11 protein-coding genes and 1 pseudogene are annotated in these 17,571 nt (G+C 68.9%); 4 read left to right on the top strand and 8 right to left on the bottom strand.

Going from position 1 to position 17,571, the window contains the following annotated elements; all coding sequences use genetic code 11:
• Nucleotides 1–25: 25 nt before the first annotated feature.
• Nucleotides 26–631 (bottom strand): YdbC family protein, encoded by a 606-nt coding sequence (locus QQY66_RS37415; protein ID WP_301984770.1) that lies wholly within the window; start codon nt 629–631, stop codon nt 26–28.
• A 148-nt stretch (nt 632–779) separates the two neighbouring features.
• Here QQY66_RS37415 and QQY66_RS37410 point away from each other — a divergent pair, with 148 nt between their 5' ends.
• Nucleotides 780–1,313 carry a TerD family protein gene (locus tag QQY66_RS37410; RefSeq protein ID WP_301984769.1) on the top strand — a complete coding sequence of 178 codons (534 nt, stop codon included), beginning with the start codon at nt 780–782 and terminating at the stop codon, nt 1,311–1,313.
• A 67-nt stretch (nt 1,314–1,380) separates the two neighbouring features.
• Here the strand turns inward: QQY66_RS37410 and QQY66_RS37405 are convergent, their stop codons facing one another.
• A complete protein-coding gene (locus QQY66_RS37405) occupies nt 1,381–4,275 on the bottom strand; it encodes a vitamin B12-dependent ribonucleotide reductase (protein ID WP_301984768.1) in 2,895 nt (964 codons plus the stop codon).
• Between the two features lie 164 nt (nt 4,276–4,439).
• Nucleotides 4,440–4,994, bottom strand: a complete 555-nt coding sequence (nrdR, locus tag QQY66_RS37400) for a transcriptional regulator NrdR (RefSeq protein WP_210576854.1) — start codon at nt 4,992–4,994, stop codon at nt 4,440–4,442.
• A 565-nt stretch (nt 4,995–5,559) separates the two neighbouring features.
• Between nrdR and lexA the strand changes: the two genes are divergently transcribed.
• Nucleotides 5,560–6,339, top strand: a complete 780-nt coding sequence (lexA, locus tag QQY66_RS37395; RefSeq protein ID WP_301984767.1) for a transcriptional repressor LexA — start codon at nt 5,560–5,562, stop codon at nt 6,337–6,339.
• A gap of 137 nt (nt 6,340–6,476) precedes the next feature.
• On the opposite strand, the gene QQY66_RS37390 is transcribed toward lexA, so the two are convergent.
• The 4 genes from QQY66_RS37390 to QQY66_RS37375 form a co-directional block, all read right to left on the bottom strand.
• On the bottom strand, nt 6,477–8,438 hold the full coding sequence (locus tag QQY66_RS37390) for an ATP-dependent DNA helicase (protein WP_301984766.1): 1,962 nt from the start codon (nt 8,436–8,438) through the stop codon (nt 6,477–6,479).
• Nucleotides 8,439–8,926: 488 nt separating this feature from the next.
• Entirely contained in the window at nt 8,927–9,625 is a 699-nt protein-coding gene (locus QQY66_RS37385) for a GNAT family N-acetyltransferase (RefSeq protein ID WP_301987628.1), read from the bottom strand.
• A 464-nt stretch (nt 9,626–10,089) separates the two neighbouring features.
• On the bottom strand, nt 10,090–12,003 hold the full coding sequence (locus tag QQY66_RS37380) for an IucA/IucC family siderophore biosynthesis protein (protein WP_301987627.1): 1,914 nt from the start codon (nt 12,001–12,003) through the stop codon (nt 10,090–10,092).
• 399 nt (nt 12,004–12,402) lie between these two features.
• A complete protein-coding gene (locus QQY66_RS37375) occupies nt 12,403–14,094 on the bottom strand; it encodes a diaminobutyrate--2-oxoglutarate transaminase family protein (protein ID WP_367667026.1) in 1,692 nt (563 codons plus the stop codon).
• A gap of 279 nt (nt 14,095–14,373) precedes the next feature.
• Between QQY66_RS37375 and QQY66_RS37370 the strand changes: the two genes are divergently transcribed.
• Nucleotides 14,374–15,588, top strand: a complete 1,215-nt coding sequence (locus QQY66_RS37370) for a serine protease (protein WP_301984765.1) — start codon at nt 14,374–14,376, stop codon at nt 15,586–15,588.
• A gap of 31 nt (nt 15,589–15,619) precedes the next feature.
• Nucleotides 15,620–15,875, top strand: a pseudogene (locus QQY66_RS37365) (hypothetical protein); the annotation flags it as partial.
• A 77-nt stretch (nt 15,876–15,952) separates the two neighbouring features.
• Here the strand turns inward: QQY66_RS37365 and hflX are convergent.
• Nucleotides 15,953–17,446, bottom strand: coding sequence for a GTPase HflX (gene hflX / locus QQY66_RS37360; RefSeq protein ID WP_301984764.1), 1,494 nt, complete (start codon nt 17,444–17,446; stop codon nt 15,953–15,955).
• Nucleotides 17,447–17,571: the final 125 nt, after the last annotated feature.

Genomic DNA, 17,571 nt, shown 5'->3' with positions numbered 1-17,571 from the left:
GGCACACGAAGGGTGCGTCCAGATCTCAAACTATCCAGGTCGATTCCAACCCCACGATGTCACCTCTGAGGGCCGCGATGTCCGCCTCGGTCTGAGCACGCAGGGCGAGCCGCTCCACGCGCTCGGTGCGGTACTTGCCGTGCTCGGCGGCCGACTGCCACATCGACAGCACCAGGAACTCGCTCCCGGGCGCCTCACCGAACAGCCCGCGGATCATGCCGGGCGAGCCGGCCATCGCGGGGTTCCACACCTTCTCCTGCATCAGCATGAAGTGCTCGGCGCGGTCCTCGTGGACGCGGCAATGGGCGACCCGGAGCAGATCGGCGTCGGTGAAACGCGGCTCGAAGCCCGTCTTCACGTCGAAGCGATAGTCGAACAGCTTGACCTGGGAGTCCTTGAACGTACCCGACTGGGCCGCCGCGAGCCGGTCGTGGGAACGGGCCATGAAGGAGTCGTAGAAGGCACGGCTCTCCCAGAAGGCGAAGATGTGCGCGACGGAGGGCCGCCCCCGACTCCAGCCTCCGCCCTGCCCTCGAAACCCCGGCTCTCCCAGAAGCCCCGCCCACTTTCGCTGCCCCCGCTCGAAGCCGCGGCGGTCCACCACGGTGCAGCGAATCCACTTGACCAGCACCGCGCCATCGTAAGGCCACGGAGCGTGGCCTCGGTCACGCTCGCGCGGGCCGCATCCGCGCACCTGCCCACGCCCGCGTGGCACGATGGACAACCAACCCTGACTGTCCGGCAGTTGGGGCAGGTCCACACGGGTAAGGGGACGTCTGGTGAACGGGCTCAGCAAAGGGATTCGGAGGGCCGAGGTCGCACTGAAGTGGGACCCGAGTCCTGCGGGGCAACCGCCCACGGATCTGGACATCGTGGCCGCGACCTACTTGGCGAGCGATCCGTACGGCGATCCCGCTTATGCGGTGTACTTCGGCAGCCGCTCTCCCGACGGCACCATCACGCTCAACCGGGACAGCAAGGACGGCAAGGGCTTCGGCTGGGACGAGGTCATGACCCTGGAGCTCGACCGGCTCGACAGCCGGTACGCGCGCGTGGTCGTCGGCGTGATCATCCAACAGCGCCCCGCACACCGGACCTTCGTCAGCGTGCTCAAGCCGAACCTGCGCATCAGCGAGGGCTATGACGTCCTGGCCCAGGACGACTTCGGCGGGGTGCTCGCGGCGACAGCAGCAGCGGTCGGGGAATTCGTGCGCGAAGGATCCGGCACATGGGACTTCCACGCGGGAATCCACGGCTTCGAGGACGACCCGGCCACATTCACCCAGGTCATGGGCAAGACACGCTGGTCCTGAACAGCCCGAAGGGGCGCCGGCACGTGGTCGGCGCCCCTCTGTTTCAGGGCCTGGCTGTCAACTGGGGTCAGCTGCAGCCGCTGGTCGAGCCGCAGCCCTCGCAGATGTAGCAGGAGCCGGCCCGCTGCATCTTCGTACCGCAGGAGAAGCACAGCGGGGCGTCGGCCTGGATGCCCAGCTGCATCTCCACCAGCTCGGCGCTGGTGTGGGCCTGCTGCGGGGCGGGCTTGGCCGCCTCGATGACGGCCTTCGGCGTCGCTACGGCCTTCAGCTCCTGGGCGCGCGGCGCCGACTGGGCCAAGCCCTCGACGTCGACCTCGTCGTCGGACGGCTCGTACGAACCGGTCTCCAGGTGACGCTGGCGCTCCTCCGCGGAGTGGATGCCGAGCGCGGAGCGCGTCTCGAAGGGCAGGAAGTCCAGCGCCAGGCGGCGGAAGATGTAGTCGACGATCGACTGCGCCATCCGCACGTCCGGGTCGTCCGTCATGCCCGCCGGCTCGAAGCGCATGTTCGTGAACTTCGAGACGTACGTCTCCAGCGGCACGCCGTACTGCAGGCCCACAGAGACAGCGATCGAGAAGGCGTCCATCATGCCCGCGAGGGTCGAGCCCTGCTTTGACATCTTCAGGAAGACCTCGCCGAGACCGTCGTCCGGGTAGGAGTTGGCGGTCATGTAGCCCTCGGCGCCGCCGACGGTGAAGGAGGTCGTGATGCCGGGACGGCCCTTCGGGAGGCGCTTGCGGACCGGGCGGTACTCGACCACCTTCTCGACCGCGGTACGGATCGTTTCCTCGGTCTTCTCGGTGATCTCGGCCTTCTCCTTCTCCTTGGTCTTCGCGGAGAGCGGCTGGCCGACCTTGCAGTTGTCGCGGTAGATCGCGAGCGCCTTGACGCCCATCTTCCAGGCCTCGAAGTAGACCTCTTCGACGTCCTCGACGGTCGCCGATTCCGGCAGGTTGACCGTCTTGGAGAGCGCGCCGGAGATCCACGGCTGGATCGCGGCCATCATGCGGACGTGGCCCATCGCGGAGATGGAGCGCTCGCCCATGGCGCAGTCGAAGACCTCGTAGTGCTCGTGCCTGAGACCGGGGGCGTCGATCACATTGCCGTGGTCGGCGATGTGGGCGACGATCGCCTCGATCTGCTCCTCCTGGTAGCCCAGGCGGCGCAGAGCCTGCGGGACCGTGCCATTGACGATCTGCATCGAGCCGCCGCCGACCAGCTTCTTGAACTTGACCAGGGCGAGGTCGGGCTCGAGGCCGGTGGTGTCGCAGGACATGGCCAGACCGATGGTGCCGGTCGGCGCGATGACGGACGCCTGAGAGTTACGGAAACCGTTCTTCTCGCCAAGACGCAGCACGTCCTGCCAGGCCTCCGTGGCCGCGGCCCAGACCGGCGTGTCCAGGTCGTCCACGCGGACGGCCTTCTCGTTGGCGTCGGAGTGCTGCTTCATGACCCGCAGGTGCGGCTGCGCGTTGCGGGCGTAGCCGTCGTACGGACCGACGACCGCGGCGAGTTCGGCGGAGCGCCTGTACGACGTGCCGGTCATCAGGGAGGTGATGGCGCCGGCGAGGGAGCGGCCGCCGTCCGAGTCGTATGCGTGGCCGGTCGCCATCAGCAGGGCGCCGAGGTTGGCGTAGCCGATGCCGAGCTGGCGGAACGCGCGCGTGTTCTCGCCGATCTTCTGGGTCGGGAAGTCCGCGAAGCAGATGGAGATGTCCATCGCGGTGATGACGAGCTCGACGACCTTGGCGAAGCGCTCGGCTTCGAAGGACTGGTTGCCCTTGCCGTCGTCCTTCAGGAACTTCATCAGGTTCAGCGAGGCGAGGTTGCAGGACGTGTTGTCCAGGTGCATGTACTCGCTGCAGGGGTTCGAACCGTTGATACGGCCGGACTCCGGGCAGGTGTGCCAGTGGTTGATGGTGTCGTCGTACTGGATGCCGGGGTCGGCGCAGGCCCAGGCGGCCTCGGCCATCTTGCGGAAGAGGACCTTGGCGTCGACCTCCTCGATGACCTCGCCGGTCATACGGGCACGCAGGCCGAACTTGTCGCCGTTCTCCACGGCCTTCATGAACTCGTCGTTCACCCGGACCGAGTTGTTGGCGTTCTGGTACTGGACGGACGTGATGTCCTCGCCGCCGAGGTCCATGTCGAAGCCCGCGTCACGCAGGGCGCGGATCTTCTCCTCCTCCTTCACCTTGGTCTCGATGAAGTCCTCGATGTCGGGGTGGTCGACGTCGAGGATGACCATCTTGGCGGCCCGGCGGGTGGCGCCGCCCGACTTGATCGTTCCTGCGGAGGCGTCGGCGCCGCGCATGAAGGAGACCGGGCCGGAGGCGTTGCCACCGGAGGACAGGAGTTCCTTGGAGGAGCGGATACGGGACAGGTTCAGGCCGGCACCGGAGCCGCCCTTGAAGATCATGCCCTCTTCCTTGTACCAGTCGAGGATCGACTCCATGGAGTCGTCGACGGCCAGGATGAAGCAGGCCGAGACCTGCTGCGGCTGGGCCGTGCCCACGTTGAACCACACGGGGCTGTTGAAGCTGAAGATCTGGTGCAGGAGGGCGTATGCCAGCTCGTGCTCGAAGATCTCGGCATCGGCGGGCGAGGCGAAGTACTTGTGGTCCTCGCCGGCCTTCCGGTACGTCTTCACGATGCGGTCGATCAGCTGCTTGAGGCCGGTCTCGCGCTGCGGGGTGCCGACGGCACCCCGGAAGTACTTGCTGGTGACGATGTTGACCGCGTTCACCGACCAGAAGTCGGGGAACTCGACGCCACGCTGCTCGAAATTGACCGAGCCGTCGCGCCAGTTGGTCATGACGACGTCACGGCGCTCCCAGGCCACCTCGTCGTACGGGTGTACGCCGGGGGTCGTGTGGATGCGCTCGATACGCAGGCCCTTGCTCGCCTTGGTGCCCTTGGTTCGGGAACCTCGTGCCGGACCGCTCGCCGTCTCTGTCATGCCGCCTCCCTGTACGGGCTAAAACGCCCTGAAGTGCCACGATGTTCCCGTGGCACGGTGTTCTGTCTGGTGCTGCGGGCATCTCTCGCTGCCGCCCGCAACAGGTCTTCGCTCGCCGCCGACCGACCGGCCCGGAGCCCTGGGGCCCGGGTCCGGTCCGCCTGTCAGTCGGCGGCGTTGGCGGGCACGGGGACCTGAGTGGTCCCTCCGGGCCCGCGATCGTCTTCCTGGCTCCCCGCGCGCGCGTCTTCGTCGTCGTCGGCGCCGGGACGTCGCATCTCTTCCCTGAGTTCCGCGATGGCGGCCTCGAAGTCCTCCAGCGAGTCGAACGCCCGGTAGACGGAGGCGAATCGCAGATAGGCGACGAGGTCGAGCTCCTGCAACGGGCCGAGTATGGCCAGCCCCACATCATGGGTGGTCAGCTCGGCGCTTCCGGTGGCCCGCACCGCCTCCTCGACCCGCTGGCCGAGTTGGGCGAGCGCGTCCTCGGTGACAGGTCGCCCCTGGCATGCCTTGCGCACGCCGTTGATGACCTTGGTACGGCTGAAAGGCTCGGTGACTCCGGACCGCTTGACCACCATGAGCGAGCACGTCTCCACGGTCGTGAAACGACGGGAGCAGTCCGGACACTGGCGGCGTCTGCGGATCGACGTGCCGTCGTCGGTCGTACGACTGTCGACGACACGGCTGTCGGGGTGCCTGCAGAAGGGGCAGTGCATGATCTTCCAACCCTCCTCACAGCAGACTCAATAGCCTCAAAAGACCACTTGGGCCCCTCGAAGCAGCCCCAAGCATAGGCGATGATCGAGGGCCCGAAGACCCGGGGGACCACAACTTCTGGGCTGCTGCTGCAATCCAACCACTAGATGTGGGGATTGGCTCATACATGCACACCGTTCGCGCGTGTCGCGCCCGCAGGGGCACATGCCGTACGGCAACACCGCCACATCGGCACGCGTGCGTGCACAGCCGTACCGCCGAGGCACATGCGGGGATACCGTGGGCACCGCAGGGAGAGGTCGTGCGACTCCCGCACAGATGAGGGTCGGTTCCGTGTTGACCGGATGCCGGATGGCAGACTGGGGCATCGACCCAAGAGGTCGCTCCTCGGTGGCGAAGAGTACAACAATGGGCACTTTTGTCCGCCAGGTGTCGCGTTAGCCATACACCCAGACACATGATCGCGGCGGGTGATTCGCGATTTTTCACTCGAACGTGTGTTTGGCGCAACCTTTCGAAAGCAACTACCGTTGTCCAGCAGGGAGACCATCGAGAGGGGCCGACGTGACCACCACCGCAGACAGTGCCACCATCACTGCCCAGGACCGCTCCCAGGGCCGACTCGAGCCGGTGCATGCGATGAACGAAGCCACCAATCCCGAGGGGCACAAGCGCTCCCTACCGGGCCGACCTCCAGGGATCCGAGCGGACAGCTCGGGCCTCACAGACCGGCAGCGCCGCGTCATCGAGGTCATCAGGGACTCTGTGCAGCGGCGCGGCTACCCGCCGTCGATGCGGGAGATCGGGCAGGCCGTCGGCCTTTCCAGCACCTCCTCCGTCGCACACCAGCTGATGGCACTGGAGCGCAAGGGCTTCCTGCGCCGCGACCCGCACCGTCCGCGCGCGTACGAAGTGCGAGGCTCGGACCAGGCGGCCTCCGTGCAGCCCACGGACACGGCAGGCAAGCCGGCCGCGTCGTATGTGCCGCTGGTCGGCCGCATCGCCGCCGGTGGCCCGATCCTCGCCGAGGAGTCGGTCGAGGATGTCTTCCCTCTCCCCCGCCAGCTGGTCGGTGACGGTGAGCTGTTCGTGCTGAAGGTCGTCGGCGACTCGATGATCGAGGCTGCGATCTGCGACGGCGACTGGGTCACGGTCCGCCGCCAGCCCGTCGCCGAGAACGGCGACATCGTGGCCGCCATGCTCGAGGGCGAGGCCACTGTCAAGCGCTTCAAGCGCGAGGACGGCCATGTCTGGCTCCTCCCGCACAACTCGGCGTACGAGCCGATCCCGGGCGACGACGCCACCATCCTCGGCAAGGTGGTGGCTGTGCTGCGGCGCGTGTGACGGCTGCGGCGGGCGGGCCGACCAGCCCCGCCCCCTGACCGGGCCCCGGGACCCCTGCGCCGGTTCCGGGGCCCTGTGCTGTCCGGCTCCACTCCGATGGGCGGAGCCGGTTCTCATCCGGCCTGTTGCGCAGTCGCCTATTGCGCTGCCGCGTCGATCGCGGCCAGCGACTTCCGGACCTGGTTGCGGTCCGTGGTGTACCAGAAGTCGGGCAGTGACGCCTTCAGATAGCCGCCGTATCGCGCCGTGGCCAGTCGCTGATCCAGTACGGCCACCACGCCACGGTCTCCCGACGCCCGTACGAGGCGGCCGGCGCCCTGGGCCATGAGCAGGGCCGCGTGTGTGGCTGCGACTGCCATGAAGCCGTTGCCGCCGTTGTCCTCCACCGCCTTCTGGCGGGCGCTCATCAGCGGATCGTCCGGGCGCGGGAAGGGGATCTTGTCCATGACGACCAGCTGACAGCTCGGGCCGGGGACGTCGACCCCCTGCCACAGCGACAGCGTGCCGAAGAGGCACGTCTTGGGGTCGGCTCCGAAGTTCTTGATCAGCTCACCGAGCGTCTCCTCGCCCTGGAGGAGGATCGGGAACTCGGGGATACGGGAGCGCAGTTCCTCGGCGGCCAGTTGGGCGGCACGCATCGAGGAGAACAGGCCCAGGGTACGGCCGCCGGCCGCCTGGATCAGTTCGGTCAGCTCGTCCAGCATGTCCGCGCGGTCGCCGTCGCGCGCGGGGCGGGACAGGTGCTTGGCCACGTACAGGATGCCCTGCTTTCGGTAGTCGAAGGGTGAGCCGACGTCGAGGCCCTTCCACTGAGGGAGATCGTCGCCCTCCGTGCCCTCGGGGGCCAGTCCCAGGGAGGCACCGACGCCGTTGAAGTCACCGCCCAGCTTCAGGGTCGCGGAGGTCAGGACGACCGAGCGGTCGGTGAAGAGCTTCTCCCTGAGGAGGCCCGACACGGACATCGGGGCGACGCGCAGTGAGGCGCCGAAGCGGTCATGGCGCTCGTACCACACGACGTCCCACTCGGAGCCGTTGGTGATCCGCTCCGCCACGTCGTGCACGGTTTCCACGGAGGCCAGGGCCTGTTTGCGGACCGCGTCCTCATCCTGGACCGACTTGTCGCGGGTCCCTCCGATCGCGGAGATGACCGTACGGGCGGCGTCGCGTAGTGCCATGAGCGCGTAGCCGAGATCCTCCGGGATCTCCTCGAGACGACCAGGCAGGGCCAGTTCCATCAGCCGCTCGAAGCCCTCCGCGGCGGTCTGGAGCTGGTCGGCGGCCTTCTCGTTGACGAGCTTCGCGGCGCGCCGCACCGCGCGGTTGACCTGGCCGGGGGTGAGCTCACCGGTGGCCACACCGGTGACCCGGGAGACCAGTTCATGCGCCTCGTCCACGATCAGCACCTCGTGCTGCGGGAGGACCGGGGCGCCCTCGATGGCGTCGATCGCGAGCAGCGCGTGGTTGGTGACGACCACCTCGGCGAGCTTGGCGCGCTCGCGGGCCATCTCGGCGAAGCACTCGGCGCCGTACGCGCATTTCGTGGCGCCCAGGCATTCCCTCGACGAGACCGAAATCTGCGCCCAGGCGCGGTCGGACACGCCGGGGGTGAGGTCGTCGCGGTCACCGGTCTCCGTGTCCTGGGACCAGTCGCGCAGCCTGAGCAGATCCTGGCCCAGCTTGCTGGTGGGCGCGGCTGCCTCGAACTGGTCGAAGAGGCCCTCTTCCTCGTCCTGCGGAACGCCTTCGTGGAGACGGTGCAGACACAGGTAGTTCGACCTGCCCTTGAGCATCGCGAACTCCGGACGGCGGCGCAGCAGTGGGTGCAATGCATCGACCGTGCGCGGCAGATCCCGCTCCACGAGTTGGCGCTGCAGTGCGAGCGTGGCGGTCGCCACGACGACGTGCTCTCCGTGCGCGAGCGCGGGCACGAGATAGCCGAGCGACTTTCCGGTGCCGGTGCCGGCCTGGACCAGCAGATGGGAGCCGTCGTCGATCGCCTTCGCGACGGATTCGGCCATGGTCACCTGACCGGGGCGCTCCGTACCGCCGACGGCAGTGACGGCAGCATGCAGGAGTTCGGGGAGTGAGGGCTTCGTCATAGCGCGACCACCCTACGGCCCACCACTGACAAACGAGCGGTCAAGGCGGGGCGAGGGGCTGGATCAAGACCGTGGGCTGCGCGGTTGGAGATCGGATCGGATCGGTTGCCGGTCGGGAGTGACCTGATCGGGGCGGAGGTGCGTCACAGGGTGGCTCGGATCGGTTCGGTTGTGGGCGGGGGCGGGTTTGGTCGCGTGGGCAACAGCGGGCGCGGTTCTGCGGAAAGTCGGGGTGCTGTCGGGTCAGGTATGCAGGAACGATGCCGGTCCGTGGTCAAGCACCGACCGGTCGAGCGGAGGATCGCGTCGATGGCCGAAGACCGGCCCCGGTTTACGGCATCGACCAGCCTTGGGCAGGCGCGGACTGGCCCTGAGCAGGGAGCCCATCGGCGTCAGACAGGCCGGCCGACGACCGACTCGGTCCGGTGGGAGTGGGAACCGGATCGGCTCGAGCGGTGTACCAAAAGTGACAGCGTGATGGCGCGGCGCTACAGCAGATGGCGAAGGGAACGGTCTCGGACCATCAGGGCGGCCCGCTTGGCAGGCAGGTCGATCTCGGCGGAGAACCGGAAGCCTGCGCTCAGGAATGCGGCTACGGAGGGGGTGTTGCGAAGATCGGGTTCCGCGACGACGCGTGCGCAGGCGGGCCGCTTGTCGAACGCGAGGTCGGCGACGGCTCTGAGCAGGGTGCCGCCGAGTCCCTGCCCGCGATCGGCGACTCGACCGATGAGGAGGTGGATTCCAGTGTCGTGAGGTCGAGCGGGATAGTGGCGGGCCAGCGGGTCGAGGTCCGCTCGGTAGACCTCCCAGTAGCTCATCGGCGTGCCCTCCAGCACGCCGAGGCAGGGGATGCTGCGGCCGTCTCCGGCGAACTGGGCACGCACATGGTCCTCGGTCGTGTTCTGGGCGCCCTCCAGCCCCCAGAATGCTGCCACGGCGGGGTCGTTCATCCAGCGGCTGATGAGCGGCAGGTCCTGCTCCAGGTCCACCGGGACGAGCCGGAACACGCCTGCTGGTGTGACGGTCGGCCCCCAGTCGGCGACGTGGTCGAGCAGGTCGTCGTCGGCCTGTACGGAAGAGACGGAATGAGGCGCGTCCCCACCGCGGCTCCGCTTCCCATCCGTGCCGGCCTGCCGCCCCGTCGCGGCCCGCTCAAGCGCGTCCGCGTGACTCGCGGAGTGGGTCAGCCCGTGCGCGTCGGCCTGCCAGTCGGCGTCGGCCCGCTCCTGCGCGTCCGTCTGCCAGTCACTGACGCCGTGCTCCCCCGCCGTCTGCCTCCCGGCGCCGGCCTGCTCCCGCGCGCCGGTCTGCGCCCCGACGTCAGCCTGCTCGTGCACATCGGTCTGCTCCTCCGTGACGGCCCGTTCCTCCGCGGGGGCCCGGTCCTTCGCGAGAAGCGCGATGAACTCGTCGGGCAGGCGCAGGTCGAGGGTGTCCTCGCAGTCCGCCTCCGAACAGGCGTCCGTTCCGGTCCTGCTCTCGTCGGCATCAGGGCTCGGACGGGTGGCGCTCTCGTCGGCGGGGGCGGGACCAACGTCAGTGACGGCTGCGGTACCGGCATCGGCGCTCGCGTCGGTGGGAGGCATTGTGACGCTCCTCTCAGGAGAAGGAGTGGGGCATGTTCCTCGGAAGTGAAGGGAGTTGGTGGTGGTCAGAAGTGGAGGGGGTTGGCGATGGTGACGTAGACGGACTGGGTGTCGATCGGGCCGATCAGCTCGTCGAGGCCGTGCAGCCGGGTCAGCAGGTTGGCCTTGCAGCGCAGCACGGGTGAGTCGAGCAGCTGGGTGGGCAATGCGCTGCGCAAGCGGGCTGGGCCGACAGCGACCTCGCCGAGAAAGCGGCGGAAGGCGGCGAGCAACAGCTGCTCGTCGACGAGGCGCTGGGAGCCGAACGCACCGATGAGGCCGAGCACGTTGTTGATCGCCAGGTAGTAGGCGAAGCGCTCGTCGGCGACCTCGTCAGAGACGAAGGTGTCGCTGTGCCGGCCGACGCCGGGCAGCCGGGCCTCGAGTTCCGCGCGCCGGGACTCACGGAAGTAGTAGCCCTGGTTGTCGCGGTAGCGACCGCCAGTCGGCCAGCCGTCGGCGTCCAGCAGAAGCAGCGTGTTCTGCTGGTGTGCCTCCAGTGCGATGCCTGCCTCCGCGTCCAGCCACAGGACAGGTCGGACGACCTGCTCGAGGTAGCGGAGGAACCACTCGGCGGCAACCGCGCCGAGAGGTCGGCCGGTCCGGTCGGCGAGACGTGTGACCACCTCTGCCAGACGGGACTTGACGTATGGCCATCGCGATGGGGCGCCGGACTCGGAGCAGCGTGCGACCGTGCCCGATGGACGGTACGGCCGGAGGGAGACAAGTGCTGCGACGCAGGAGACGTCGTCCGAGGGGCTGAACGGGTTGTGCCGGATCATCACGTCGAGGCCGGGCACGGGGTTGCCGTCCAGCGTGTCGGCTGCGAGCCAGGCCGGGTCGCGGACGATGTCGAAGCCTGGGTGGACCGCCTGCCACTGCTTGGCCAGGCCACTGCGCAGCAGCCGGTGAACCTCGACGCCGCGATGGAGCTCCTTGCGGAGGTTCTCCCGGCGGGAGTTGGTGATGCGCAGGCCCAGGGACAGCTTGAGCATCGCGGGGGCGTCGGAGCGGTAGACGGTTCGCACGGAGGAGGTGGGATGCCACGGGGTGCCGTGCTCGCCGAGGTCGCGGAGCAATCCTGCGTCGAGCAGAGCCACGGTCTCGGGGCGCCTCTGGACCTCGCGCAGTTGCCAGGGGTGCAGCGGGAGGGCGGCATAGCCGTCGGGCAGAGGCAGTTCCGCCTCGGCCAGTCGTGCGGTGAGCTGCAGTGCCGGGACAGGGCGGCCCCGTTCGGTCCAGGCGGAGTCGGTGGCGAGGACGGAGGGGGCGACAGCGAGCCAGTGCAAGGGGAACGAGCCGCGCAACTCGGGTGAGTACCACCGTGCTTCGCGCTCTGCAAGATCCTCGCGGCTCTTCGGGGTCGGGTGCAGTGGGTGACCGAGGAGGAGCGCTTGCTCAGCCGCGAGGAAGAGGTCGGGTGCGTCGGAAGGGTGTTGCCGACGGTCCTTGATGAAGGAGGTGGTCAGTCGGACGGAGTCGGCGACACGGGAGACGAGGTCGGTGCGGCTGGCTGCGTCGGGCGTGGTGCGATCGGCTGCGTCGGGGGCGGCGCGATCGCCTGTGCCAGGGATGGTGGGCCTGTCTGCATCGGAGGCGGCTCGCTGGGAAGGGCCGAGGCTCGACTCGGCAGCCCTGGCAGGCAGATCGGTCGTTCCCGCCATCAGAGACGTCTCCCTGGTGAGCAGGGCCGCGACCGTGACCGCGTCGGCCGGTGGGGATGCCTCCGGGGCGTCGGCAAAGCGGGGAAGGCCGAAGCGGTGGCAACCCGTCGGGGACCAGTAGTGGACCGGGACGAGCAGGGCCGTGCCGCTGGCCGGCAGGGGGATGCGGAGGGTGCCGTTGTCGGGAGAGGGGAGGTTGGTCTCGCGCGTCCAGCAGCGCAGCAGGTTCTCCACAGCCGCGGACTGAGCCGCCGTATGCGGGTCGGGATGTTCCAGGAGGTCGGCGGTGCCCCCGTGTGGCCGTCCGGCGGCAAAGGCTGCGTCCTGTTCGGGTCGGCGTTCCCTATCGGGAGCGCCGCCCTGTTCCGGGACCCGTTCCGGGCGCTCGGCGGATGACGGGGAGGTCGGCTCAGCCGTGGCCGTCAGGGGAGATCCGGGTTCGGCGGGGCCTGGCAGATCCGTGGGGGCGTGGGCGCCGGGTGCGGGAGTGGTGTTCAACGCTGTTCCTCGTTAGGCGGTTCTGGCTCGTTGCGCGACGAGCTCTGGAGGTGAGATGGCATGGGCGAAAGAGCCGGCTGGGCGGCGAATCGGTGCCCCTGCAGCGGCAGACGCACGGACGTTCAGGCGAACCCGCCCCGGTCACCGACCCACCCTGTTCGCTGGGCGGGTTCGCCATCACGTCGGCGCGATCGGTGTCTCTCGTCGGGACGGATGACGTTCGCGGGCCACCGCGGCCACAGCATCGGCCAGTCGGTCGAGCACCGCGGTCGCCTGCTCGTCACTGATCGTCAGCGGTGGCAGGAGCCGTACAACACTCGAGTGCCGTCCACCGAGCTCGACGATCAAGCCGCGGCGCAGGCACTCCCGCTGTACGGCGGCCGCGAGTTCGGGAGCAGCCGGGTGAGGACCGCGAAGGGGTGCCAGCGCATCCGCAGGGCGGCCAACTGCCCTGGCAGCACGGTCATGCGCGGTCCCACCCGCGTGCGCCTCACCACTGGCACGGTCCCAACCATCCGAACCGCCCGCCAGTCCCCCTCCGCCTCCCGCCGGGTCAAGTCCCGCCCAGGCGGCGCCTCCATCTACCTCACCGTCAGCACCCGGTTCCGGCTCCGCACCCGCCTCCGGATTCACCACCTCGACGCCGATCATCAGCCCCCGCCCCCGCACATCACCCACGCAGGAGAACTCATCAGCAAGGGAGCGAAGTTGGGAGAGCATCCGGGTGCCGAGATCGCCCGCCCGTTCGGCAAGTCGGTTCTCGCGGACGTGTGCCAGCGTCGCCGTCCCCGCTGCCATGGCGAGTTGGTTGCCGCGGAAAGTGCCTGCGTGGGCGCCGGGTTGCCAGACGTCGAGGTCGTCTCGGTAGACCACGAGCGCCAGGGGCAGGCTGCCGCCGATGGCCTTGGAGAGGACCATCACGTCGGGGGTGACTCCACTGTGCTCGACCGCCCAGAAGGCACCGGTGCGCCCGACGCCCGTCTGGACCTCGTCGGCGATCAGCGGGATGGACCGGGCGGCTGTGATCTCCCGCATGCGGCGCATCCAGGTGTCCGGCGCGGGGATGACCCCGCCCTCGCCCTGTACGGGTTCGAGGATCATCCCGGCGGGGCGCGGCACACCGGACTTGGGGTCGTCGAGGACGGACTCGGTCCAGCGGGCGGCGAGTTCGGCACCGTGTGCGCCGCCGATGCCGAAGGGACAGCGGTAGTCCTGCGGGTAGGGCAGCCGTGTGACTCGTACGTCGCAGGCGTGCCCGGACGCTTCGAGGGCGCCGGCGGTCATCCCGTGGTAGGCACCGGTGAAGGCGAGCATCCCGGTGCGCCCGGTGGCGGACCGTACGAGCTTGAAGGCCGCCTCCACCGCGTCCGTGCCGGCCGGTCCGCAGAACTGCACGCGCGCGTGGTCGGCGAGGCCGGGCGGCAGGGTGTGGAACAGCTCCGTGATGAACGCGTCCTTGACGGGCGTCGCCAGGTCGAGGACGTGCAGCGGTGCGCCGGAGTCGAGAACCTTGCGGATGGCCTCCAGGACGACCGGGTGATTGTGCCCCAGGGCGAGGGTTCCGGCGCCGGAGAGACAGTCGAGGTAACGGCGTCCGTCCGCACCCTCGATGGTCAGCCCGCGTGCCCGAACGGGCACGATCGGCAGGGCACGCGCGTAGGTGCGTGCCGCCGACTCGCGTGCCGACTGGCGCCGCAGGATCCCCTCGTGCACGGAGCGCGTCCCCGCGGCATGCCGCGCCACAGACACCCCCGGCGGCTCTGCAGTCCCCCCGGGCGCAGACTCGGTCACGGTCACGGCTCCCTGTCCTCCCGCTGTCCAGGGCGCCCGGGTCTCGGCATCAACCGCCCGACACCCGACACCCGACATTTTTCGTACACTTGGCAATGCGCACTCAGCGCTGGGGACCGCACACGCAGACAGCAGGCCGACCCCCACCGCTACCAACCGCGCACTGCTGACCGGGTTACGGGTTGCCTCAAGATCCTTCCCGTGACGGAACTGTTGCTGTTCCGTCGGAAGTCCCCCACAGCGAGCGCATAGTGTGAGTTGCCGTTCCTGGACGCCGTGGCGTCAGCCGGCATCAAGTGGGCTCCGCGCCAGAGCACGTCGCAGCGCCGCATTCGTTACCTCAGGGGGAGTCAGATCATGCGATCGACAAGGCCTTCGTTCACCGCTCGCCGAGAAGGGAGCGCGCGCCGCGGAACCTCCCCCGTACTGGCCGCCGTTGCGCTCGCCTCCGCGCTCGTGCTCACCGCGACCGCCTGCGAGTCGGGCGACGCCGATGCGGGTGGCCAGGCCTCGGCCTCTGCCGAGGGCGACGGCAAGATCACGATCCCGGACGACATCAAGGACCGGCTCAAAGAGCACGGGATCGACATGGACAACTGGAAGAACGGCGCCTGGAAGAACTGGAACAAGGACGACTGGCTGCGTGAGGCCGAGGACTTCGTCAACCCCATCATCGAGGACCTGTGGAACCCGGACCGGATGCGGGATGCCGAAGAGCCGGACCAGGGCGTCGACGACAGCGACCTCGCCGGTGACCAGGGTGTGACCGACCCGACGCCCGAGCCGGTGGACGCCGAGGCCGTACCGCCTACGTACCACGACAACGCCGCCACGGCAGGAAAGGTGTTCTTCGACTCCCCCGAGGGCACGATGGTCTGCTCGGCGACGGTCGTGCAGGATCCGGCCAACCCCGGCAAGTCCAACATGGTGTGGACGGCCGGCCACTGTGTGCATGCGGGCAAGAGCGGCGGCTGGTACCGCAACATCGCGTTCGTGCCGTCGTACAACGACTCGGGCAAGTCGGCCGCGGAGTTGGAGAACGCCACCAAGGAGGAGGTCGCTCCCTACGGTGTCTGGTGGGGCGACTGGGTGCAGACCTCGGATCAGTGGATCGAGCAGGGCGGTGCGACGGGCGGGGACGGTGCGTCGTACGACTTCGCCGTCATCCATGTGACGCCCGAGAGCGGCGACGGCAAGTCGCTGGAGGAGACGGTCGGTTCGGCGCTGCCGGTGGACTTCGAGGCTCCGGCCGTGCAGCAGGTGGAGAGCATCACGGCGACCGGCTACCCGGCGGGGGCGCCGTTCGACGGCCAGACGCTGTACCGGTGCCAGGACAAGCCCGGGCGGCTGTCGATCAACGCCTCCGACCCGACGATGTACCGCATCGGCTGCACCATGACCGGCGGTTCGTCCGGCGGCGGCTGGGTCACCACGGGTGCGGACGGCGAGGAGACGCTGGTGTCCAACACCTCGATCGGCCCGGTGACCGCGGGCTGGCTGGCGGGTCCGCGACTGGGTGAGGAGGCCAAGGGCGTGTACGCCTCGGTGAGCGAGAAGTTCGCCGGCCAGTGATGTGAGACGGCGGCTCCACGTCGGACGAGTCTCCGCCCCGTCGGCGACCGAGGTGTCCAGCATGGGCGCCTGGGCCTATCCGGCCGCTCCGCGCTTGAACAGCCTGCAGATGCTCAAGTGCATCGACCGGCCCGGCTGCTTCCCGCTGAGCGCCGGCCTGCCGACGATGTACTGGTCTCCCACACCTCCATCGGCCCGGCCGACAGCGCCTGGCTCGCGGGCCGCAGCTCGGCGCGAGCGACCAGGAACTCTACGAGAACATGAGCAAGGCATACGGCGGTCAATGACCCGGCAGCCCGCCCGCGCACGCGGAAGGCCCGCCCCCGCAAGAAGCAGGGGCGGGCCTTGTGTTTCGTACGGCGTATCAGGCGAGCGGCGCCGGAACGTACGGCGTGAGATCCGCCGCCAGTTCCTCGTGCACCCGCGCCTTGAGCAGGGTGCCCTCCGGGGTGTGCTCCTCGGAGATCACCTCACCCTCGGTGTGGGCGCGGGCGACCAGCCTGCCATGCGTGTACGGCACAAGCGCCTCGATCTCGACCGACGGCCGCGGCAGCTCGTTGTCGATGAGGGCGAGCAGCTCGGCGATGCCCCGGCCGGTGCGGGCCGAGACGGCGATGGAGCGCTTCTCGATCCGCAGCAGCCGCTGGAGCGTCAGCGGGTCCGCCGCGTCGGCCTTGTTGATCACGACGATCTCGGGTACGTCCGTGGCACCGACGTCCCTGACCACCTCGCGTACGGCGGCCAGCTGCTCCTCCGGGTTCGGGTGCGAACCGTCGACCACGTGCAGGATCAGGTCGGACTGGCCGACCTCTTCCATGGTGGAGCGGAACGCCTCGACCAGGTGGTGCGGCAGATGCCGGACGAAGCCGACGGTGTCCGCCAGCGTGTACTGCCGGCCGCTCGGCGTCTCGGCCCGGCGCACGGTCGGGTCCAGGGTCGCGAACAGGGCGTTCTCGACCAGGACGCCGGCGCCGGTGAGGCGGTTGAGCAGCGAGGACTTGCCGGCGTTGGTGTAGCCCGCGATGGCGACCGAGGGCACCTTGTTGCGCCGGCGCACCTGGCGCTGGATCTCACGGCCGGTCTTCATCTCCGCGATCTCCCGGCGCATCTTCGCCATCTTCTCGCGGATCCGGCGCCGGTCCGTCTCGATCTTGGTCTCACCGGGACCACGGGTGGCGAGGCCGCCGCCCTTGCCGCCGCCCATCTGCCGGGACAGCGACTGACCCCAGCCGCGCAGCCTCGGCAGCATGTACTGCATCTGCGCGAGCGCGACCTGCGCCTTGCCCTCTCGGGACTTGGCGTGCTGGGCGAAGATGTCGAGGATCAGGGCCGTACGGTCGATGACCTTGACCTTGACGACGTCTTCGAGGTGGATCAGCTGCCCAGGGCTCAGCTCACCATCGCAGATGACGGTGTCCGCGCCCGAGTCGAGGACGATGTCCCGCAGCTCGTCGGCCTTGCCGGAGCCGATGTACGTCGCCGCGTCGGGCTTGTCTCGGCGCTGGATCACACCGTCGAGCACGAGCGCGCCCGCGGTCTCCGCGAGAGCGGCGAGCTCTGCCAGGGAGTTCTCCGCGTCCTGCGCGGTCCCCGTGGTCCAGACGCCGACGAGCACGACCCGCTCCAGACGGAGCTGTCGGTACTCGACCTCGGTGACGTCCTCGAGCTCGGTGGAGAGGCCGGCGACGCGGCGCAGGGCCGCACGCTCGGAGCGGTCGAACTGGTCGCCGTCCCGCTCTCCGTCGATCTCGTGGCTCCAGGCGACGTCCTCTTCCATCAGGGCATCGGCCCGAAGACCTTCGGGATAGGCGTGCGCGAGGCGCTCAGTGTCCTGGGAAGGGGAAGAAGAGGAGGTCATTGGGTCCTTACGTCGTTGGAGATGCCATTTTCGGCGGTCATTGAGCACAACGTACGAGCACTCCGGGAGATTCCCGCGCCCCGTACCCCGCCGACCTGACGATGGTCGCACGGCACGGGGCGTCT

Source organism: Streptomyces sp. DG2A-72, from assembly GCF_030499575.1.
In the GTDB taxonomy this organism is placed as follows: domain Bacteria; phylum Actinomycetota; class Actinomycetes; order Streptomycetales; family Streptomycetaceae; genus Streptomyces.
The sequence above is the reverse complement of the archived record's forward strand: the minus strand, read 5'-3'. Positions and strand labels throughout refer to the sequence as shown.

Excerpts from the sequence above, each read along its gene's own strand:
- QQY66_RS37405 (WP_301984768.1), bottom strand. The coding sequence starts at position 4,275 with ATGACAGAGACGGCGAGCGGTCCGGCACGAGGTTCCCGAACCAAGGGC.
- hflX (WP_301984764.1), bottom strand. The coding sequence starts at position 17,446 with ATGACCTCCTCTTCTTCCCCTTCCCAGGACACTGAGCGCCTCGCGCAC.
- nrdR (WP_210576854.1), bottom strand. The coding sequence starts at position 4,994 with ATGCACTGCCCCTTCTGCAGGCACCCCGACAGCCGTGTCGTCGACAGT.
- QQY66_RS37370 (WP_301984765.1), top strand. The coding sequence starts at position 14,374 with ATGCGATCGACAAGGCCTTCGTTCACCGCTCGCCGAGAAGGGAGCGCG.
- QQY66_RS37390 (WP_301984766.1), bottom strand. The coding sequence starts at position 8,438 with ATGACGAAGCCCTCACTCCCCGAACTCCTGCATGCTGCCGTCACTGCC.
- QQY66_RS37375 (WP_367667026.1), bottom strand. The coding sequence starts at position 14,094 with ATGTCGGGTGTCGGGTGTCGGGCGGTTGATGCCGAGACCCGGGCGCCC.